This window comes from Vibrio sp. 1731 (assembly GCF_033339955.1).
In the GTDB taxonomy this organism is placed as follows: domain Bacteria; phylum Pseudomonadota; class Gammaproteobacteria; order Enterobacterales; family Vibrionaceae; genus Vibrio; species Vibrio alginolyticus.
Genome location: NZ_JAWOVO010000021.1, coordinates 1 through 20650, shown reverse-complemented (window position 1 = coordinate 20650; position 20650 = coordinate 1). Strand labels below are relative to the sequence as shown.

25 protein-coding genes are annotated in these 20650 nt (G+C 52.2%); 9 read left to right on the top strand and 16 right to left on the bottom strand.

What is annotated here, in order from left to right:
* Positions 1-42: 42 nt before the first annotated feature.
* Positions 43-1908, bottom strand: a complete 1866-nt coding sequence (gene traD, locus R7035_RS19850; protein WP_000178857.1) for a conjugative transfer system coupling protein TraD — start codon at positions 1906-1908, stop codon at positions 43-45.
* The gene (gene mobH, locus R7035_RS19845; RefSeq protein WP_001326173.1) at positions 1905-4877 is read right to left on the bottom strand and encodes a MobH family relaxase; all 2973 of its coding nucleotides are present in this window, start codon (positions 4875-4877) and stop codon (positions 1905-1907) included. Before mobH ends, traD begins: the two co-directional genes overlap by 4 nt.
* Before the next feature lie 167 nt (positions 4878-5044).
* Here mobH and R7035_RS19840 point away from each other — a divergent pair, with 167 nt between their 5' ends.
* The 4 genes from R7035_RS19840 to R7035_RS19825 are packed head-to-tail and all read left to right on the top strand — an operon-like array spanning position 5045 to position 8572.
* Positions 5045-5662 carry a hypothetical protein gene (locus tag R7035_RS19840; protein WP_001249395.1) on the top strand — a complete coding sequence of 206 codons (618 nt, stop codon included), beginning with the start codon at positions 5045-5047 and terminating at the stop codon, positions 5660-5662.
* Positions 5644-5877: a hypothetical protein gene (locus R7035_RS19835; RefSeq protein WP_001191890.1), complete on the top strand. Its 234-nt coding sequence runs from the start codon at positions 5644-5646 to the stop codon at positions 5875-5877. Before R7035_RS19840 ends, R7035_RS19835 begins: the two co-directional genes overlap by 19 nt.
* The gene (locus tag R7035_RS19830; protein WP_000366823.1) at positions 5877-8069 is read left to right on the top strand and encodes a DNA topoisomerase 3; all 2193 of its coding nucleotides are present in this window, start codon (positions 5877-5879) and stop codon (positions 8067-8069) included. The genes R7035_RS19835 and R7035_RS19830 overlap by 1 nt, the downstream gene beginning before the upstream one ends.
* Positions 8070-8083: 14 nt before the next feature.
* Positions 8084-8572, top strand: a complete 489-nt coding sequence (locus R7035_RS19825; RefSeq protein ID WP_000467110.1) for a hypothetical protein — start codon at positions 8084-8086, stop codon at positions 8570-8572.
* A 90-nt stretch (positions 8573-8662) separates the two neighbouring features.
* Here R7035_RS19825 and R7035_RS19820 read toward each other — a convergent pair whose 3' ends face one another.
* The 10 genes from R7035_RS19820 to R7035_RS19775 all read right to left on the bottom strand — a co-directional run bounded on the left by R7035_RS19820 (position 8663) and on the right by R7035_RS19775 (position 14559).
* Complete coding sequence (locus R7035_RS19820; RefSeq protein WP_000746034.1) at positions 8663-8941, bottom strand: hypothetical protein; 279 nt, start codon at positions 8939-8941, stop codon at positions 8663-8665.
* A gap of 232 nt (positions 8942-9173) precedes the next feature.
* Positions 9174-9722: a phage head-tail adapter protein gene (locus R7035_RS19815; RefSeq protein ID WP_225452416.1), complete on the bottom strand. Its 549-nt coding sequence runs from the start codon at positions 9720-9722 to the stop codon at positions 9174-9176.
* A 124-nt stretch (positions 9723-9846) separates the two neighbouring features.
* Positions 9847-10503, bottom strand: a complete 657-nt coding sequence (locus R7035_RS19810; protein WP_000268552.1) for a hypothetical protein — start codon at positions 10501-10503, stop codon at positions 9847-9849.
* The gene (locus tag R7035_RS19805; RefSeq protein WP_000936897.1) at positions 10503-11930 is read right to left on the bottom strand and encodes a DNA cytosine methyltransferase; all 1428 of its coding nucleotides are present in this window, start codon (positions 11928-11930) and stop codon (positions 10503-10505) included. Before R7035_RS19805 ends, R7035_RS19810 begins: the two co-directional genes overlap by 1 nt.
* 3 nt (positions 11931-11933) lie before the next feature.
* Positions 11934-12434, bottom strand: a complete 501-nt coding sequence (locus R7035_RS19800) for a hypothetical protein (RefSeq protein ID WP_000647188.1) — start codon at positions 12432-12434, stop codon at positions 11934-11936.
* A gap of 8 nt (positions 12435-12442) precedes the next feature.
* Complete coding sequence (locus tag R7035_RS19795) at positions 12443-12754, bottom strand: hypothetical protein (protein WP_001447539.1); 312 nt, start codon at positions 12752-12754, stop codon at positions 12443-12445.
* 5 nt (positions 12755-12759) lie between these two features.
* The gene (locus tag R7035_RS19790) at positions 12760-13266 is read right to left on the bottom strand and encodes a hypothetical protein (protein ID WP_000566443.1); all 507 of its coding nucleotides are present in this window, start codon (positions 13264-13266) and stop codon (positions 12760-12762) included.
* Complete coding sequence (locus tag R7035_RS19785; protein WP_000344149.1) at positions 13259-13933, bottom strand: hypothetical protein; 675 nt, start codon at positions 13931-13933, stop codon at positions 13259-13261. Before R7035_RS19785 ends, R7035_RS19790 begins: the two co-directional genes overlap by 8 nt.
* Entirely contained in the window at positions 13908-14189 is a 282-nt protein-coding gene (locus R7035_RS19780) for a hypothetical protein (RefSeq protein ID WP_000044823.1), read from the bottom strand. The genes R7035_RS19785 and R7035_RS19780 overlap by 26 nt, the downstream gene beginning before the upstream one ends.
* Positions 14182-14559, bottom strand: a complete 378-nt coding sequence (locus tag R7035_RS19775; protein WP_001125904.1) for a hypothetical protein — start codon at positions 14557-14559, stop codon at positions 14182-14184. Before R7035_RS19775 ends, R7035_RS19780 begins: the two co-directional genes overlap by 8 nt.
* A 326-nt stretch (positions 14560-14885) precedes the next feature.
* Between R7035_RS19775 and R7035_RS19770 the strand changes: the two genes are divergently transcribed.
* Complete coding sequence (locus tag R7035_RS19770; protein WP_000939033.1) at positions 14886-15029, top strand: hypothetical protein; 144 nt, start codon at positions 14886-14888, stop codon at positions 15027-15029.
* 91 nt (positions 15030-15120) lie between these two features.
* Positions 15121-15756: an N-6 DNA methylase gene (locus tag R7035_RS19765; protein ID WP_000074431.1), complete on the top strand. Its 636-nt coding sequence runs from the start codon at positions 15121-15123 to the stop codon at positions 15754-15756.
* Positions 15757-15808: 52 nt separating this feature from the next.
* On the opposite strand, the gene R7035_RS19760 is transcribed toward R7035_RS19765, so the two are convergent.
* The 4 genes from R7035_RS19760 to R7035_RS19745 all read right to left on the bottom strand — a co-directional run bounded on the left by R7035_RS19760 (position 15809) and on the right by R7035_RS19745 (position 18585).
* Positions 15809-16081, bottom strand: coding sequence for a helix-turn-helix domain-containing protein (locus R7035_RS19760; RefSeq protein ID WP_000703827.1), 273 nt, complete (start codon positions 16079-16081; stop codon positions 15809-15811).
* Positions 16082-16129: 48 nt separating this feature from the next.
* Entirely contained in the window at positions 16130-17311 is a 1182-nt protein-coding gene (locus tag R7035_RS19755; protein WP_001207227.1) for a ParB/RepB/Spo0J family partition protein, read from the bottom strand.
* A 3-nt stretch (positions 17312-17314) separates the two neighbouring features.
* Positions 17315-18100 (bottom strand): ParA family protein, encoded by a 786-nt coding sequence (locus tag R7035_RS19750; RefSeq protein ID WP_001151304.1) that lies wholly within the window; start codon positions 18098-18100, stop codon positions 17315-17317.
* Between the two features lie 173 nt (positions 18101-18273).
* On the bottom strand, positions 18274-18585 hold the full coding sequence (locus R7035_RS19745) for a hypothetical protein (RefSeq protein ID WP_000338945.1): 312 nt from the start codon (positions 18583-18585) through the stop codon (positions 18274-18276).
* A 306-nt stretch (positions 18586-18891) separates the two neighbouring features.
* Here R7035_RS19745 and sul2 point away from each other — a divergent pair, with 306 nt between their 5' ends.
* The 3 genes from sul2 to R7035_RS19730 all read left to right on the top strand — a co-directional run.
* Complete coding sequence (gene sul2, locus R7035_RS19740; protein ID WP_001043260.1) at positions 18892-19707, top strand: sulfonamide-resistant dihydropteroate synthase Sul2; 816 nt, start codon at positions 18892-18894, stop codon at positions 19705-19707.
* A gap of 60 nt (positions 19708-19767) precedes the next feature.
* On the top strand, positions 19768-20571 hold the full coding sequence (gene aph(3'')-Ib / locus R7035_RS19735) for an aminoglycoside O-phosphotransferase APH(3'')-Ib (RefSeq protein WP_001082319.1): 804 nt from the start codon (positions 19768-19770) through the stop codon (positions 20569-20571).
* The coding region (locus R7035_RS19730; protein ID WP_219564665.1) for an aminoglycoside phosphotransferase family protein at positions 20571-20650 on the top strand (80 nt) is incomplete at its 3' end. The genes aph(3'')-Ib and R7035_RS19730, both read left to right, overlap by 1 nt.

Here is a 20650-nt window from a genome sequence, read left to right as displayed (position 1 = left end):
ACCTCGTAATTTCTATACTTCTTGTCACACATAGCTCTGCTCTTACTGGGTCAATATGGGCAGACGGCCTTTTACGATTGTTCCGCCTGAAATTTTGGCTATGTATTCCAGGTTCGGAAGCATTCCCAATAACTGGGCTGGGAACAGATCAGCTTCCTCCTCCATCAAACGCTCGCCTTGGTTGCCTCCGTGCATAATGGGCTCCTTGCCATCCGAGTTCTGGCCTTGAGTCCGCATGACGTACTTGAGCCGGGTCTTCGGCAAGTTATCTGCGATATACTCCTGTGTTTCACCATCGACGATACGCAGAGCAAACGTGTTGTTGATGTTCCCCAACACTTGGAGCGCTTTGTCTTTGCTACCCAGTCGAGCTGCGAAGTCAGCAAAAGTCTGAGTTGCAACGAAAAGACGAAGTTTCGCACCGCGACCTTTGTTCAGGAGCTGGATGAACGGGTCGTTGATCACCTCAGCAGCCTCATCAACAAAGATATTTACGGGTCTGTTGTTGACGCCGTAGTTGTATCTGTCACCGGCAACCGCTGTCAGGTCTGACAGGAAGATGGACCCCATAGCACTACCAACCATGTTGTCGGTCAGGGAGTCGAGCCCCAGATAAGCAACTTGAGCGTTGTTGATGATTTTTGCGGAATCAGTGATCTGGCGTTCGTCGCTCAGATCAGATGAGTCTGGAGACAGCAGAGGGCCTAGCTCCCCGGACGTCAGCATATTCATGATCGGCAGGAGGTTCGCCACCATCTTGGAGAAGTGGGTTTGGTCGTGCTGGAACATCGACAGCAAGCCTTCCAGATCAGAGTTTGGGTGCTCAGGTTGGATGATGTCGTAGTAGAACTTCATCAACGCGAAAGCGATCTTCTCACGCGAACCGTTTTTGACTTTCTCCAAATAAGCCGCTGCTTCTGCCTCCCAGTCGGGCATAACTCGCTCTGAGTAAGCCTGAACGGCCTTGATGACCAAGCCAGCAGCGCCACCTTCAAGGAATCGGCGGAGCTTTGTCAGGTTGGGACGATCATGAGTGATGACCAAGCCCTGAGCGATGTTGTTCAGTGCCTGCCATCCAAATGATTTGAACGGGTCGGCCCCTGCTTCGGACGGGATCAACGCTGCCAAACGACTTGCAATTTCAGTCACGCGGGTGAAGTTACGCAGAGGGTCGATACGCACCGACTCTTCCGGGAATGCTGGATGAAATGAGACGAATCTTTCCGGCTGCCCCATAGCTTCACAGGCACGTCGTGCATTGTCCCGCATCTCCTTATCCCCTTTCGGGTCTATGATGATCACGGCTTCCCCACGCAGAATGGCCTGTGAAATCAGGATGTCGAACATACGGGTCTTGCCCGAGCCGGTGGTCCCAACGATCAGCGAATGCCCCTCAGTGTGCTTGAGTGGCTGCATCAGCTTCTCTTCTTTGGGTTCTACCCCGTGAATCCAGGGCTGGCCGATTGGCAGCTCCTTTTTCTTACCCTGTATCTTCCGGACAACCTTTTTGACCGTGGACTCTCTCCCTACGATGGAAGTCCAGTCGCGTTTCAGGATCTCAAACACGCGCTGGGCATGGCGGTTTTCCCACAGGAACCCACTACCAAGCCACATATCGTCCGGCGTGTCCTTGATGTACTTTTGGAGCTCCGCAATAGAAATAAACTCCAGATCACGCCCCTTCAAATGCTTTTGGAGCAGGTGAAGTTTGATAGCCTTTGGCAAACGAGCCATCGCCATCACGCCACAGATCCCCGTCATCCAATAGAAGGGCTCCGGAGGCATCGTGCTGACTTGCTCTACGGCCAAAGCCGCGCCGGAGGCGGCAAGCCAGCCTGCTACAGCATTTTTTTCATAGTTGGGCCGCCACGGCATCTCGTAGGCGAGCGGGTCATAACTCATTGTCATGTTTCATTTACCTCTAAATACAGTTTTCCCTGACGTTTCTTGAGCAAAGGCCGTCTCTGTGCCCGGCTCAGCATCCCGCAGAGGATGTGTTTGCTGATGCCGATGTTTTCACCGGCAATCATGTCGAAGGCTTTGTCACTGGTTACTAAGCAGCCATCCTCTTCCAGGACAGGTGTCACGAGCCATCTGCCCGAGCGTTTTTGGATCATGTCCTTGAGCATCTGGAGTGCTTTCTGAGGCGTAACACCAGACGGCAAGAAATCTTCCGCGTTGATGTCTTTCGGGTTTGTTTTCGCCTTAGGCGGCTCAAACTCCCTAACCTCTGGCTCTTCCCTTTCTCGCACCTCGACGTGTCCCAATTCCTTCTCACGCTCAACTTTGGGCTCAGGAGCCACTGGTTGAACCTCCCGCTTAGGAAGGCGAGCCACGTTCTGTTTTTCTTGGACCGGCTGGCGCTGCGGCTCTTCAACCGGAGAAGTAACATCGACCTTCTTCTCCTTCTGCTGTGGCTGGGAGTCCTTACCTTTCGCCTTTTGTTCAGGCGAGGGTTTACCGGCGTTAACCTCAGGCTTCTGCTGCTGCGCCTTTTTTCGGCTTTGTTGTTTCGGTGCAGACTTATTCTTGCTTGCATCCAAGCCAGGGGGAGAGACGAGCTCAAAGGCATCCTGGTATCCCCCCATTGACGCCTCGGCATCCTTAATGGCCGCTACGACTGCATCTGAAAGCTGCTCCGCCAGTACAATTGCCTTCACTCCGCTGAAATCACGAACTTTGCGACCTGGCATAATCGGGTCTGGAACAATCGCGTTGGCGTGGGACAGCTTCGAGAGAACCTCTGACGGCGCACCCAGCGACCGAGCGCCATCCGGGTACAAAATGACGGCTTGACCCTTCATCAGGCATAGGACTTCGCCCAGCGTCGTTTTACCTTCCAAAACAGGCATGATCGCTTGTTCAAGCAACGCCGATGCTTCTCCGTACCCGGCTAACATCTCAACGAGTAAGGTCTTTGCGTCTTTCTCATGCAGATTAGGTTTGTCCGTAGGTGGCATTGCTGGCGCTGGTGTTGTTTGTTCTGGTGCGTCAGTCAGCATAGGGAGCGGCTCAATCGCCCATGATGGCGGTTCATCAGAACTACCGAACATTGGAAAGTCATCGCCCTGCAGGGAGTTTTGTTCTTGTGGAACGAAGTCCTGTTTTGGCTGCTTCTCTTGCTTTCCGGGCATTGCCACATCTGGGATTTCTGAGTTTGTTGCGTCAGTGCTGGCTGTCTCTGCCGATGCGCTGAATGCGTCAAACGGAAAGTCGATGTCCCCCAGTCCACCCCCAACATCCTTGAGTGCTTGTAACGGATTGTCGTTTGCCAAAGGTGGTGCGTTTTTGGCAATGTCCTGAGGGGACAAATCCTCTTTTGCCTCTGGTTTGTGGGGTTGTTTCTCTGTATCACTCTTCGGTTTTGCTTTGCCCGGTTTGCTCTGCGGCTTACCCTTCTTGCCAGCGTCAGGCTTAGATGATTCCGTTGATCCAGCATCTTTTTGCTCTGGTTTCTCCTCGACAGCATCTGAGGTGCTTTTCAGCATCTCCATCGCATCACCAAAGCCAAGACCAGCTAGAGCTTTCTCTGCTTCCTGCTCTGCGGCCAACATGTCATCGTTCAGAGCTGACACATCTTCCTCTTGGTCGTCATCGACTTCCTCAGGATCAACGAACTCAATCTCAGCGTCCTCAACATCACCAACAACTTCCGCAGCAACAGCCGCAGGAGGCTCAGTCGTAAACACCAGGTCGTTTGATTCGAGTCGGAGCATCAAGATCTTCACCGATCCCGCCGCCTCCTGGAGCATCTCAGGCAAAACTTCCCAGTAGCGGTAGTACGCACGTTCACCCTTCTCCTGCACCGTGTTTGGTACAGCAAAACCACGTTCGATGAGAATGTCGGCCAGTGTGTCAGGGTCTCGTGGAATACCGGGGATCTTGTCGTGGCTGATCAAGTCATAAAGGTCCCCAAGCTGTTTCCAGGCAATGAATACACCTTGGTTGAGGTGCCAGACTTTCGCGCCTGGCTCATTGACCTTCCATTTTCCGGTTTTAACCAGGCGGCGGATGGCATCGAACACGTACCGCTCGACAGGCACACCATAGGAGAACTCGTCCACATCGAGACGACTCTGGCGAAGGTCCCGTGAGACGCTCTCTTGGTCAGCGCGAAGCATCAGCTTGGTCACAGGCTGATTGACGCTGGTTCCTGAGATAGCTTCCAGCATCGCTTCCATGATGGACGGGCCAGACTTGGACAGAAACTCCCGAGTCTCAGCCGGAATAATTCGATCCACCGCCAGCAGCGAGAATTGCTCATGTCTTTTGTGTCGCTTGTCGCGCCACCGGATAAAGTAACGGTCGATTTCGTGACGGTGTGCCCAGTCATGAAGTGACTCCGAATACGGGTTCCATGTGATTGACCCGTCTTTGTCCGTAATGGACACATCCGAGAGCGGTTTACCCACATCATGCAGCAGCCCGGAGAAACAGCTCGCCAGTCTCCAACGCGGCTCATTGTCACGGCGTTCACGAGGCGTCCCCTCGATGGAAAAGATAACTGACTCAGATGCCTGAGCTGCCCAGAAGGCCACTTCAAGCCCATGTCGGAACAGACCACCAGCGCCACGGTGGTGGTGTGATTCGGAAGCTGGCAACAGGTGAACAAACGCGGCATACCGCTGGATCACCGGCAAAACAAGCCGGTTGAAGTCGTCCACAGTGAAACCGAGAGAGTTCCGCACTTTCTCAATCAGTTCAGCTTGGGTTGCCAGTATCTTGTCTAGTGGGGCCACTGGCAGGCCCTTGGCAAAAGGTGGGTATCGAGGGATTTCTTCATCTTCCACGTCTTTAAGCGGCAACACTCTGACGCTCGGCGCGGTCTCGATCACTCCACTTCGCCCACCAAATAACTTGTTAAGGGCTTTCAGCATGTAGGTTGACCATATTCCTATCGTATTTCTCGTCGCTACATGCTCTCAAAACACCTTTAGATCGCACACACGCCTATCTGTCCAATTTGGGCAGTTTGAGAAACCAGCTTTCCATCCCCCCCCTTTTAGAATGGGCTCATCGACAATTTTTTATGAGGAACGACACGATGAGACAACTGATAGCAATTCTGGGAGTGGCAATTCTGGCCGGGTGTGCCTCTAACGCCCCCGAGCAAAAGCCTCAGCCCCAGACTGCCCCTGCCGAAAATGACAAACCTGCCCGAGTTAGCCGGGAACTGTCGATGGCATGGGACAACATGGGGCGCGGTGGTGCTGCATTACGTCAACCTGGTTATATCCATGTGCTGGGCGACGGTAATGTCAGCGCAACGATGAACAAGGTCAAAGATGACTCCGCTGGTTCAGATAAAACTCCAGCAGGGATCAAACAGCACGGGGATGTCAACGAAGCCATCAATACCTTCAAGTCCATGAATAAAGGCAAAGGCTACTCGCTGTACGAGTTGTCACGCTGGGAACGCTATTGCGATGGTGGCAAAGGTATGGACGAGCACGATTGGCGCTTTGTGGAAGCCGAGGGAACCACAAACATCCCCAAGGACGTTGTAACCGGCTGCATACCACCTACCCACACCTATAAAGATTATCTGAATGCCTGGACGCACTTTTGCACCAGTCAGGCTGTAACTGACGCAGATCGCCGCATTGTGCGCGAGTCCGTGCGTCCCTATTCAGTGGTGAACCCATGCAAAGCTCTGAAATAAGAAACCAGACAGAGCTAGGCCGTAAGGCTGAGCTCTTCGACGCTTTATTAATCATGCTCCAGGAGGCCGGTTCGAGGGGTAATTCCAGCGAAGCGGCCTATGTCATTTCTGGAGTCCTCGAAAACCTCTCCAGAGACTACCCCGAAGTCAAAGGTCTGGCTCAAAGCTGGACTGAGCTGGCGAATCTGGAATCAAAGATGAGAGGAGCTGCTTAATGGACCTTTATATCTGCGAGAAGCCTTCTCAGGCAAAAGATTTGGCTGGCGTAATGAAGGCCTCCCAACGAGGTGATGGATTTCTCCATGATGGAGGAAACCGCGTTATTACGTGGGCGTTCGGCCACCTGCTGGAATTGTATATGCCAGACGATTATGACGAACGCTACAAGTCATGGTCACTGGAGACCCTCCCTATTGCACCAGAGTCATGGCGGTACAACGTTCGCAAGAGTGCGTTCAAACAGTACAAAATTGTTGAGGGACTGGTCAAAAAGGCGAGCACCATCTACATCTCAACGGACTACGACCGAGAAGGTGAGGCTATCGCCCGTTCGCTTCTGGATCGATTCCGCTACTCTGGCCCTATTCGCCGAGTTTGTTTGACGGCTCTCGATGAGTCAAGCATCAAGAAAGCGCTGAACAACGTAAAGGATGGCAAGGATACGGTCTCACTCTACTACGCCGCATTGGCACGGCAACGCGCTGACTGGTTGGTAGGCATGAACGTGAGCCGCCTCTACACAGTGCTGGCCCGAGATGTCGGCTTCAACCACACTCTTCACGTTGGCAGGGTTATCACCCCAACCGTCGCTCTTGTTTGTCAACGGGACCGAGAGATCGCCGGTTTCACCCCCTCACCATACTGGACTCTGGGTGTGAACGTGTCCGTACAGAATGGACAGTTTGCCGCCCAATGGATACCACCAGAAGAGTGCAGTGACGAGCAAGGCCGGTGCGTCAATAAGGCCTATGCCGAGCAGGTAGCCTCCCAGGTCAATGGTGCCAATGCTGTTATCAGCAAAGCAGAAACCAAACCAGGTAAAGAGTCAGCCCCCCTCCCCTTCGATCTAACGTCGCTGCAACAATACGCGAGCAAACGATGGGGATACACAGCTCAGCAGGTACTGGATGCAGCTCAAGCTCTGTACGAGACGCACAAAGCGACCACCTACCCTCGTACTGACAGTCGTTATCTACCCGAGAGCCAAAAGGAAGACATTCCGGACATTCTCCAGGCGCTCATTTTGTCCGATCAGAACGTCTCTGGGCTGGTGGCTGGCGCAGATCCTCATCGCAAGGCCAGGGTATTCAATGACGCCAAAGTGACCGCGCACCACGCGATCATTCCAACACCGGCCAGAACAGACATCAGTGCCATGTCTGAGATCGAGTTCAATCTTTACGACGCCATCCGTCGTTTCTACATCGCGCAGTTCTACAGCGAGTTCGAGTTCACCAAAACCTCCATCGAGGTGCAGTGTGGGCGTCACCTCTTTGCGTCCGCTGGTAAGACACCTACCAAACAAGGCTGGAAGGTTTTGTTTGCTTCTGATAGTGAAAGCAGTCCCAAGGACGAGGGGGAAGACACCGACGCGCCGGTTGAACAAGAGAAGCTCCCCAGGGTTAGCCAGGGCGAACCTGCCTTGCTGAATGGGGCCGAGCTGGCAAACAAAATGACGCGGCCAGCACCGCACTTCACCGAAGCCACATTGCTTGCCGCGATGGAGAACATTGCCCGGTTCGTGACTGAGGAGAAGTTCAAACAAATCCTCAAAGACACAGCCGGTTTAGGCACTCCAGCAACACGCGCAAGCATCATCCAGGGCGCTGTTGATAAAGGCTACTTCAAGCGTCAGAAAAAGGTACTGCTTGCAACTGATAAGGCTCATGCGCTTATAGCAGTGCTTCCACCAGCCATCAAATCACCCGGCATGACTGCGGCTTGGGAGCAGGAGCTTGAGAAAGTTGCCTCCGGCTCCGGGAACATGTCTGTCTTCATGAAGCAGATTTCCACCTGGATCTGCCAAATGGTTGAGCAGCTCAAAGTGGCCGCACCGGTTCTGACCAAAGAAGGTGGCGCGATGGCTAAAGCCTTCGAGGGCGCGAAGCCTCCTTCACACGAATGCTTCAACTGCGGTGGAGAGATGCACCGGATCAAAGGGAAGAACGGTTTTTTCTGGGGCTGCCAGAACGAGGCTTGCAAGAAGACGTTCCCAGACAACCGAGGGAAACCCGAGAAACGTATCGCGGCGGAGGATTGTCCAGACTGCCCAGATTGCGGTAGCCCGATGCGTCTCAGGAAAGGAAAAGCCCCTGGCAAGAAACGAGCCTCTAAGTTCTGGGGCTGCACAGCGTATCCCGATTGCAAAGGCACTATGCCCTTCAAAAAGTCGGACTTTATGGATTGATAGAGGAATTAAGTATGTTTGGAAAAATCATTTTAACTGCGATGCTCACAACCAGCTCTGCCACTGCCGAAGATGCCGGGAAGAACATCGCCTCAGGCTTGGCAACTGCATCTACCCGCCAAATAGGTCAGGCCATCATGCCAACTCTAGCTATCGGCTCGGCCATTGCAAAAAGCGCAGGAAAAGGCATGGTGTTAGGTTTCGCTGAGACATCTGCCAGCTATATTTCCCACGATGACCTGAGCGCCACTCGAAGCTATCAAAACCCTGAGGCTGTTGATATGGCAAAAGGCCTGGGGACCTTGAAAGACGTCCCTGATTTCCTCTACGTCATTACAGACGTAAATGCCAACATGGCTGACAAATGCAAGCGCGTCTGGGAGCCTCAATCACTGGCTTTAAGCCAATTGATTGTTGAGCTGGTGGCACTGCGTAAGACGAACAACAAAGGTAGCTACGAACAAGCGCTATCCCACCTCGATTGTTCAATATTCACAAACTAAAACAATTAAGGGGCCGTCGGCCCCTTATCTTTAATTACCCAAGTTCTTTTGATACCTGAGCTACAATAGTTTTAAATCAGAATACCAAAATCAATTCACATGGATGGCGAATACTTCAACCGGATAATCTCCAAAGTGCGGGTGCGTTATGACGTTCCTTGAGAAGCCACGCCAAGGACGAATCTCTATCCTGGACATATCTCCAGCCTTTGGGTAGCCACACTTAACATGGACTTCATCATACTCGCGCCCCTCTAGTCTTTTTATCCAGTAGTCTGTGACGAGGCGATATTCATCTGGTTTTTCTCCAGATTTGATCTGATCGAAGTAAATCTTTTTTACGGGCAGATGAAGTATTCTCTTTTTCATAATCACCACCTGATAGCTCATCAGACTATCTAACTATTAGACAAAACATCCCTTTTTCAATTTCTGTCTCTCTCGCCTCATGGGCCAATACAATATCCGCGATAACACGAATATTCCCTTCATAGTTGCGAATGGCCGCATCCCGCATCGTGTCTAAAGTGTCCTGACACTTCGCTCGCCTGAATTTAACGAGCCAACTTTGCCGATCTATCTTGTCCACACCAAATCCCATTCAGCGAACCATGTATCCAGCTTCTTTTGCCGCAGCATCAAGCTCGGAGGAAAAGTTAACGTCGGACTTTTCTGCCGCGTTATAGAGGGCTCCACACTTGGGCCATGAGCGCCCTACCAGTTTCATCGCCAACGCATCCGCCAGCATTTCTCGGATCTGTGTTTCAGCCTCACCAAAATCGGCTAGAGTTTCGTCTATGCCCGACTCTTCCATCAGCTCGATGAGCTGAGGTTGTTTGAGCCAGACGCCTGTTTGCATTTCCAACTGGTCTCTTGCATCTGCCACCAATTGGCGTTCAAGGGTGACGCCATTTACGGTCTTAACAAATTGCTTTGGCTGACGCTTTACCTTTTTTGGTCTGGACACATCAGAGATAACCGTCACCGGCTTCCCACGCAGTTCACGCGGCAACGGTCCACTTAGCCCCAGAACTAAGCGACGAGCGTACTCATGCTCGTATGGTTTCAACCCTCGACCTTCACGGTACATCTCAGTATCCACCAGCAGATCACCGCGCAGCCTCGCGTTTTTCCGCACTTGTTCGGACAAGACCGATTTGCCCTTCCCGCTGGCTCCCATTACGAGCGAGTGAGATTCTACTTTGTTATCAAAAAACATAATTCCGCCCCCAAAGAGGTGTTGCTATAAAACATGGTTTGAACATCTGGCGCTGTTATTGCGCCCACCGATACTCTGGGCAACGCACTCTGTTGTGGCCGCTTTTCCCTTTGCTATTGGTGATGTCATCTTCATTCTTCGCAGCCCCCAGCTTACTCAGTATTTCAGCTTTTGTGGCGCGATGACCGCGTATTAAAAGAGCATTCAGCAGGTATCCAGTGAACACCTCTGTACTCGGCATACGGTCAAGCAACTCAACATACTGCTCATCCGTCAAATCATGGATCTCACAATATTTTTCCACCGCCTTTTCGTAGGCTTCTGCGTAGCCATGAGTGGAAATCCTGAAAACAATATCCCCATTGCCGTAGCCTGGCTTTGTGACGAGAAAACAAGGTGCGAAGTAGGTTCTCTTCACCCCCATCCGGCTCCGGTTCTCGATACTGATATAAGCCCTCAGCCCCTCAGCAATGATATTTGGCCCGGAGTTGCGTCGCCGCTTACAAGTCTTATTCTGACGCTTCACCTCTTCTGCCTCAGCTTCCCACTTTCGGTCCAAGCTGTAGGCCAGCCGGTGAGCTGTTGCGTAGGAATACTCTCTCAAGGAGAAGTATTCCTGCCGGTAATCATCCGCCACCCCAACTGTTCGTGCGACACGGAACCCGACGAAACCGGCGTCATGGGTTCCCTCGCCGTAGTAAATGACTGCCATTATTTACCTTCCTTACTTCTGATACCGTGCTGCACCACGGTATGGCGACCGCAATTCACATTCAGGTGATCCCGAACTGCGGCCATGACCGCTGAATGCAATCTGTAATCCACACTCTGCCCAAGTGTTTCTGTCGCTTGTTCTTTTGCCATCCACGAAATATCAAAGCTATCAGGTATCGACATCAACTCCTGAACCAGATCGACCGATGGCTTGTAAATGCGGCCACCGTCTTGGATGTACACTGCATCCTTTACCCCACGATCCTGAGACTTGAGGATGGTCGGGCAACTGGTGCTTTCTCTCGTCAAGAACGCAGGCATCCTGCGAGAAGTTGACTCTCTGGCCTGAATTGACTTCAACGCTGTGACGTCTGCACAATCCCCGAGGTGCTTCTCGATCACCGGCCACAATCGTCCACCAGCTCTCTGCTCAGGTTTCGGTGGAACGAACCCAGGGAAGACCGACGCCACCATGTAATAGCGTTCTCGCCCCTGGTACGCGCCGAAATCCAGACCGTTCAAGACCATCTCAGTGAGGAAGTACCCCATCCGCCGCAGTGTCGTTCCCATCATCGCCCCGGCTCCGGATGCTTTGAAGTTCGGGACGTTTTCCACCAGCACGACGGCAGGGTTCACGACCTCGATCTGTTTTAGTGCCGGGTAAACCATGTCGAGCATGGTGGAGAGATCTTCAAGAGAACGCTCTTTGTCCCTTGGACTTTTGGCGTTTGAGTGGTCATCACACCCCAACGAGTAATGGGCCAAACCAATTGGTGGGCACTCCGCCAGCAAGGCTCCAAGGCGATCCAGCTCCAGGTGATGAATGTCTTCATTCAGCAGGATACGCGGGGAGCTGTTCACCAGCGTATTGAGCGCATGTACTTCACTCAGGTTCCGCCCGGATGCTCTGTCTCTGGCTTCAACTGGACGATGTTCCAAAACAATCTCAGCCTTCCAGCCAAGCGATTCCATAACATGAATGTCTACCCCGCCAGTCAATGCCACAAAGGCACGGAAAGGGCTGGTTTTTCTGAACCGATCAGCAATGGCAAAGGCTCTGTTTGCGACGGGAGTGAAGACTACTCGACCTTTTCGCATTTCGACGTGGAAACGCTCTGTATAGCGAGGGAAGCACTTATCTATGAGCCCTTGTCCAGAAAACTCAATAACGGTTTCCAGCGGGTTGTTGGAGCGACTCTTTGGTTGATACCGGCGCTGATAAACCTGGTGTGTCTGTAGTTCATCGGTCGCTGGGATCACCGAAAAACCGCCCATCCCCTCCCCTGGCTCAACGGCGATGCCCATACCTGGCTTGAACCCCATAACATCCAAAAAGTTGGACGAAACCCTAACCTTGCGTTTATCGCCTACTCGATTGAACGCAAGTTGTTTGGTTACTACGGAGGGGGAGACGATCGGTAACATTGGTCAACCTCTTTTCTTCTTGTTTTGCTCGCGCTTCACCATTGCTCCAGCAGCTTTCAGAAGTCTCTGGTTCTCCGCCAGCTCCTCTTGGAGTTCCTGAGTATCCTCTTCTGTCTGAGCCTTTTTCAGCTCGGCCTCGCAATATTGGACCTCTTCCTGCAAGCTGACTTTCGCAAACTTGAGAGCGGCCAGTCGCGTCGTATAAACGCCAAAAGGCAATTCGCCACCTTCCCGGAACTGCTTCAAGCACCAGCTCGGTATAGATGGCAACCAACCAAAGTCCCCATTCTTCCGTGACCTTTTCCCCCACGTAATCCCATCTAACTTTTGGGCAAGATTGACATAGCGTTGATCGCTGGTTGAGTTGCGTCGTTTCTGAATAGAGCGAACTATCCACTCTGTAACCTCGACCTTTGCTTTATCATCATCAGAGATGTAATAAAGGGCTGCGTACAACACAGCGCCTTTACGAATGACTGATGGTGGGTATGCCTGGGCTTTCATCTATCCCCCTATCGCTTTTTCTTTCCGACAAGACGGAGATGATCGGCGGCCAAGTCATACTGCTCGTTTTTGTCGCGGCGGCGGAATCTGTCAAAAAACTTCCCTCGTGGCAGGGTTTCTTCCATAGCGATCAGGCGGTTCAGCCACACTTCTTGAGGTAGCATCCCTGCTGGAGTCGGCCCGAGCTTACGTCCTTCCTTGACGTGCTCCATTGTTTGCGTGGCAGTAAAAATCGCACCACCAAACTTTCTCCACTTGAATTGCAGGGGCATATCTGGAGACTCATCCAGCATCAATTTCTTATTGGTTTGTTCTGTCACGACAATTACTCCACCATCCATTCTTCACTAAGCAGGAACGCCCAGCGCTCTTCTGCTTTTTCTGGGTTGTCTTTGGCCTGTTTGATCATGATCTCGGCGGCGTTAAAGCCTACCTCTCCACTGAACCGGCCCCATGAATGGCTATGCCACTCGCGCATCACACTTCGGCCAAGCGATGCAAGTTCTGGACTTACACCCTCATGGAGGGCATAGAGCTCCCAAGCATCCCACCCGTATCGTAATAGGTTGTGCCCTGGGGCGTTAAAGGCCTGAGCAGCCTTGAACCGCTCTCCAGGCTCCTTCCCTCTAACATCCACACCCTGGAGCACCAACCCCATTACCACTTCAATGACAGGCTCGCGTTGCTTCTTTGCCAGCTCGATGGCAGCCACCAGCATTGCTTTGGCGTCAACAAATTTCCCATGCCCTTGGCACATACCGCAGGTTTCTTTGGAAGGGGAAAAGTCATAAACACCGGAACCAGCACAAAGGCGGCATGTCAGGTCAATCATGGGCTCTTCTCTCCTCATACTCTTCGATGCGCTCTTTCAGACGCTGAACCACTGGTGCGAGCTCAGGGATAGCTTCCGCTTCCTCAAGCGTGTATCGCTTGTCTTCCTGGTAATCGACTATTTGAGGAGGCCTTGGCTGTTTAGGGAACTCAGCAAAGTCATTCAGCGACATCGAGGTAGGAAGTCCTCCTTCAATCTCACCTTTTTCGTTGAGTGACTGAGTGACGATAAGCTGTGTTCCGCCCACCTCGGTATCAAAGCGGTCATCAAAGCGCTCACCGATAGTCCAGCCGCCACGGCCAAGAACACAGGTCGTACTCATACGTAGGCGATTGAATGCTTTAGCGTCATCCCAGTTCAAAGGATTTTCATCCATGAGGAAAAAAGGCGCTTCGTCCCGAACGAACACCTTGGACTTGGCGTTATCGAAGATCGGCCCAAACACCCCCTGCTGGAGGTATGGTTCGACTTTCTCTGCAAGATCCTGGTGCCCTTGAGAACGCAGCGCCTCATAGAGCTGGGTGATTGTTTGTTTGCCGGTGTCCGGAAGGCAGGACAATACTGTCTGCTTTTCCTCGTCACTCAGGCTTACCATTCTGGACAAAAAGCTGACTACCAGCTCGTTGTGCCCATCGACCGTTTCAATGTTGAGCTTGTTCTCGTCCATCTTCTTCCTCAGTAATCGGTTCGATAAATTCAATGGAGTCCATGCTTACATGACTGATAATGGCTTTCAGGCCGCAGCAGTCGCATGGTTCAAAGGTCAGTTCTGATCCCTTGGGAGACTGATGCGTGACCGTTGCCACAGCCCCTAGAGGGATCAACCCCCAGCCGTTTTTTAGTACCCGAGTAGTTCTGACCAGCCGACCTTTGTACTCTCGTTTCAGTTTCGGATGCGGCACTACCGCATATCGCTTACTCATTTCGGTCCCCTTGTACCAAAGGCTCGACAACCAGCTCTTGAGCTTCGTCCCAGTCGGACACCTTTGCATCACCAAACGCAAAGGCAATTCGCATAGCCACTGTCGGCCTGCCTATTTTCATCAAGTAAGCCGCAGCACCGGCACACATCGACTCTTGTCCCGAAGGTGCATAGTTACCCTCTTCATCCCATTCACCACCTGACTTTGAGTGCACGGTCTTGTGGCAATGAAACGTCGTCATGTCGTTTTCAACGATGTCGTTGATGATGCCTTCTAATCGCCCAGGGGCCAGCTCGATAGCGCCCTCCTTCCGGAATGGACAGTTGGCGCAAGGTTTCTTCAAACGGAGATGATTTGCTTGCTTTGGCATACATATCACTTTTACAGCATCATTTTATGATTCTATGATATAGCCATATTCCGTGTAGTCAATATCTCACTAACAATTACTTTCTATCGGACGCTTACGCGCCCATTTTGGGCAGATAGACAAGTTATTTGGGCGTTTGGGCGTTTGGAGTGTGCGAGGTGGACAGCGGGGAGACTTTCACATGTGAAAGTTTTGTTTCTTGGTATCGTTTTATTGTCTCTTGATATTATTTTATGATGCTGTAATAATCATAAATAAGGGCCGCATCGCTCTTCGACCTTCGTTGCAGCCCTTACAACACAATCAAGCAATTAAGGAGCTTTGTTATGCTGCAAGGCAATACTAACACGAATAAGCGCATCCCGCTCGCGGCGTTCATGAAATGGCCGCTGGCGAAACGTCAGGACTTCATCGACCGGGAAATGTCCGGTTGCCCCGACTTTATCAAGACGTCTTTGCTTCGGCATTAAGGCGATCAGGCAGGAAAGCAAAGAACCTCGCTTCGGCGGGGTTCTTCGTTTCTACCTCTTGAATGTTTCGTCAGAACAAACTGGAGCGCTTATGTCACCAGAAACACAGCAACTTACATCCAAGGCTTTATCTCTCATCGAGCAGTCCCGATACAGAATGGGCACATCTCGGTTTGTTGAGGCCTTTATTGACCAGTGGGCATACTTGCAGACTGGCCTATACCCAGCCAAGGAGGAGATCCCGGAAGAACTTCAGCCGGTCGCCTTCGAGCTCTCTCACGTCCTGTCTGCCGCCATTAAGCGCGACCCCACCAGCGATGTTTTGGGTTACGTCCTAAGCATGTCTGGCTTCCACAAGAAGGGCACCAATTACTTCCCCACTCCTCCAGAGATTGGCCGCTTGATGTCACTCATTGTTGGCTCACAGTCTTCGGCAGACTTTTATGAGCCCTGCTGTGGTTCTGGCATCAACGCCATTCACTGGATGGAAAACCTGATCGAGAACCACGGTCCCGAAGCATTGAGAGAAGCCTCAATCTACCTGGAAGACATCGATCCGTTGATGGTGAAGTGCTGCATGATCCAGCTATTCCATTATTTCGAGTCCCGCAATACCACTCCCAAAACGCTGAGTATCGTCGGCATAGACACCCTTAGCAGACGAACCAAGAACATCGCCTACTACGCCGAAAAACCTCCAGCAACCGCCGCTACCGTGGCAGCATAAAAAAACCCGCCGATTGGCGGGTTTTGCATTCAATGCGCTGCTCTATGGCACCTTACAGTTTTCCGTACCGGTTCAAGAACGAAGACCTGTCTAAGATCCCCCAGTCTGTCAGCATGTAGTAGCCGGTGGCACCTCGTTCGCCGGTAGACTCCCTGACGAACAAGATATTCATTCCGAACTCATCACGCAGGGCAGACAACTGTCTCTTGATCGTTGATTCAGGAATATTTGTTGCCTTGTGAAGGTCTTGGAGACTTGGCTTCTCCGTTTTAGACAGGGCATTCACCAAAGCAAATTTTCTTTTCATGTCCTGTGAGATCTTCATATTCACCTGTTCTTGACAGGCCCAACCTCTCTGGCTGGGCCTCCTTTATTAGCCTTCGACACTCAGGAGTTCAATGTCTGACACAGGCACATGAACATGCTTTTCCTTGCCTTCGCCATCGAGCGTTTTAACCCAGACAGTAGACGGAACCAGAGCAACACGGTCGGTCATGATGACTCCACGTTTGGTCTCGCCATCCAGGTTAACGTTGACAGCAAAAATCAAACTGTCAGCCCGGACGTTCTTCCATTCCTTGTCCTTCGGCAGAGGAGGAAGAGCATCACCGCCTTCTTCATCTTTGTCCTTGCCGCTGTTATCTGGCTGCTTGACAGGATCTTTGTGCTCACCCTCTTCATCACGCAAAGGGTCTTCGTCATCATCGTCCTGACCATTGGAATTTTTACCCCCTTCCAGTTCCTCCTGGGCAAGGTTCAGGTCGTCATTCCCGGTTTGTTCCGACGTACCATCCCCACCCGAGTTGAGGGATTGCTCGTCGGTGTTGCCAGCGCCAAGCTCATCATTCTGGTGGGAGCCAGTCAGTGGGCCTTTTTCCATTTCGTCTTTGATACGTTTGGCATCATTCAGCAGCTCACGGCTTTGTTTACGAGTAATCCCGTCAGACATAGCCACCGCGCAGACGGCGCGACATCTTTCTTCATTCAGATCGAACAAGAGACGAAGGTTATTCAAGGTCTCTGTATCAGAACATACTTCATTATCGTATAACTCACGCACACAGTCAGGTAGCTTGAGCAACGACAGATGCGTAGATACGAAAGTGATATTCTTACCGAGCCGATCAGCAATATCCTTTTGCTTCCAACCTTCTTCAATAAACAGGTTTAACGCCTCGGCAATCTCTACCGGAGTCAAGTCATCCCGCTGGATGTTTTCGATCAGCTCACCAGCAGTCTCGTCCAAGTTGTTCTGGACCTTATCATTCACCACCAAGTCAATGGTCTCGATACCAGCGTGTTTACACGCTCTCCAACGCCGCTCCCCTTTTTGGATGACGAACTTGCCTTCTTCGTTCTTCGGGAACACGATGATCGGAGACTGCTGCCCTTCGGTCAGCAAGGTTGCCGCCAGCTCTTCAATGTTACGGAAGCGCTTACGAACCTGGACCTTGGATACAACGTCGTCAACAGGTACGGTAAGAACCTCTTTGCCTTTCTTGCCTTTGGCGGCTTTAGCAAGTTCGGACAGGCCTTTTAAATTGTTCAATGCCATCGCTTAGCCCACCTTCTCTAATAGTTCTTCCAACACCGCCTCAACTTCTTTGGCCGCGACATGTCCATAGCGAAGCTCCCAGACAGGGATGCCATCAGTCGTCGCCGTATCGAGCGGAGGCCGGTGCATAATTTTGTTCTCAAACAACAGATCCGGAACTGTGTTCTCCAGCGACTTGAGGGCTTTGTCGTGATTGACAGAGCGGTCCATGTCGTTGATCACGATGCCCAGGATCTCCAAATCTTGGTTGTACGCCTCGCGCACACCAATAATCGTGTTCAGGAGACCTTCTACGCCGTCCACAGCGAAGCCAGAGAGCTTTACTGGACATGCCACATGGGTAGACATCACCAACGCTGCCACCAGCTTTCTGCCGAGGCTAGGCGGACAATCAATCAGCACGTAGTCGTAGTTCTCAAACAGCTCAGCCAAATGGCGAGCCGGATTCATGGCCTGGTCAAGAGGCACAGCCTCCATCTCAAACAGATCCGGGTCGTTTTTCGGCGTATGAATGAGGTCTGCACCGCAAGGGCAGTGCATGACCTCAATGCCGTCCAGCTCGTAAGCGAACAGCTCTGCGGTTTTGGTTCCTGTGAGGATGGGCTCGTAGTCACCATCCTCAAGCTCTCGTCTGGGGGCCAGTCGAGAGGACGTGTTCCCCTGACCATCCATATCCAAGACCAGCACTTTCTTTTTCTTCTGTAACGCCAGATAAAAGGCCTGCTGGATACAGAGGGTACTCTTACCCACTCCGCCTTTCTGGTTGGCGAAGCTGATTACTTTTGCCATACCCACCTCTATTTTGGTTTCTCGCAGGTGATCAAGACCACCCCCAAACTTTCACATGTGAAAGATTGTAGCGATCATAAAATGATACTGCAATATCTAATTATGGTTCTGTTAAAACAAACTTTAAACAAAAAAACGGCCATGAAGGCCGCTTATTGACAAGGTTTGTGCTGTCAGCGCAATTGATTTGCTGCTCCAAGCCCATTCGCCAATAACTGCATCGCATCGTTGAACAGCGCGGAGCCCCGTTCCGGTGTGAGCAATTCCGGCATATCTTCTCGCGGCCAAGTACCGGCTACTTGAATGAGCAAACTGGCAGCCCAGTGGATCTGCTTTTCTTCACTTTCATCGGCCAGAGTGCATACGACGGGGAAACCGTACTTACGCCCCCAGCGACTCACCTCTTTGAACGATACCAGCTCAGGCTTTTGCAAATCCCGGCTGTAGGCCTCAGCTATCATGTGGTTCAGTTCTTTAGCGTCCATTTATCCCACTCTATTGTAAACAAGACATTTTTATCTTTTATATTCAATGGCTTATTTTCCTGCTAATTGGTAATACCATGAAAAATACCATGCTCAGAAAAGGCTTAACAATATTTTGAAAAATTGCCTACTGAGCGCTGCCGCACAGCTCCATAGGCCGCTTTCCTGGCTTTGCTTCCAGATGTATGCTATTCTGCTCCTGCAGCTAATGGATCACCGCAAACAGGTTACTCGCCTGGGGATTCCCTTTCGACCCGAGCATCCGTATGAGACTCATGCTCGATTATTATTATTATAGAAGCCCCCATGAATAAATCGCTCATCATTTTCGGCATCGTCAACATAACCTCGGACAGTTTCTCCGATGGAGGCCGGTATCTGGCGCCAGACGCAGCCATTGCGCAGGCGCGTAAGCTGATGGCCGAGGGGGCAGATGTGATCGACCTCGGTCCGGCATCCAGCAATCCCGACGCCGCGCCTGTTTCGTCCGACACAGAAATCGCGCGTATCGCGCCGGTGCTGGACGCGCTCAAGGCAGATGGCATTCCCGTCTCGCTCGACAGTTATCAACCCGCGACGCAAGCCTATGCCTTGTCGCGTGGTGTGGCCTATCTCAATGATATTCGCGGTTTTCCAGACGCTGCGTTCTATCCGCAATTGGCGAAATCATCTGCCAAACTCGTCGTTATGCATTCGGTGCAAGACGGGCAGGCAGATCGGCGCGAGGCACCCGCTGGCGACATCATGGATCACATTGCGGCGTTCTTTGACGCGCGCATCGCGGCGCTGACGGGTGCCGGTATCAAACGCAACCGCCTTGTCCTTGATCCCGGCATGGGGTTTTTTCTGGGGGCTGCTCCCGAAACCTCGCTCTCGGTGCTGGCGCGGTTCGATGAATTGCGGCTGCGCTTCGATTTGCCGGTGCTTCTGTCTGTTTCGCGCAAATCCTTTCTGCGCGCGCTCACAGGCCGTGGTCCGGGGGATGTCGGGGCCGCGACACTCGCTGCAGAGCTTGCCGCCGCCGCAGGTGGAGCTGACTTCATCCGCACACACGAGCCGCGCCCCTTGCGCGACGGGCTGGCGGTATTGGCGGCGCTGAAAGAAACCGCAAGAATTCGTTAACTGCACATTCGGGATATTTCTCTATATTCGCGCTTCATCAGAAAACTGAAGGAACCTCCATTGAATCGAACTAATATTTTTTTTGGTGAATCGCATTCTGACTGGTTGCCTGTCAGAGGCGGAGAATCTGGTGATTTTGTTTTTCGACGTGGTGACGGGCATGCCTTCGCGAAAATCGCACCTGCTTCCCGCCGCGGTGAGCTCGCTGGAGAGCGTGACCGCCTCATTTGGCTCAAAGGTCGAGGTGTGGCTTGCCCCGAGGTCATCAACTGGCAGGAGGAACAGGAGGGTGCATGCTTGGTGATAACGGCAATTCCGGGAGTACCGGCGGCTGATCTGTCTGGAGCGGATTTGCTCAAAGCGTGGCCGTCAATGGGGCAGCAACTTGGCGCTGTTCACAGCCTATCGGTTGATCAATGTCCGTTTGAGCGCAGGCTGTCGCGAATGTTCGGACGCGCCGTTGATGTGGTGTCCCGCAATGCCGTCAATCCCGACTTCTTACCGGACGAGGACAAGAGTACGCCGCAGCTCGATCTTTTGGCTCGTGTCGAACGAGAGCTACCGGTGCGGCTCGACCAAGAGCGCACCGATATGGTTGTTTGCCATGGTGATCCCTGCATGCCGAACTTCATGGTGGACCCTAAAACTCTTCAATGCACGGGTCTGATCGACCTTGGGCGGCTCGGAACAGCAGATCGCTATGCCGATTTGGCACTCATGATTGCTAACGCCGAAGAGAACTGGGCAGCGCCAGATGAAGCAGAGCGCGCCTTCGCTGTCCTATTCAATGTATTGGGGATCGAAGCCCCCGACCGCGAACGCCTTGCCTTCTATCTGCGATTGGACCCTCTGACTTGGGGTTGATGTTCATGCCGCCTGTTTTTCCTGCTCATTGGCACGTTTCGCAACCTGTTCTCATTGCGGACACCTTTTCCAGCCTCGT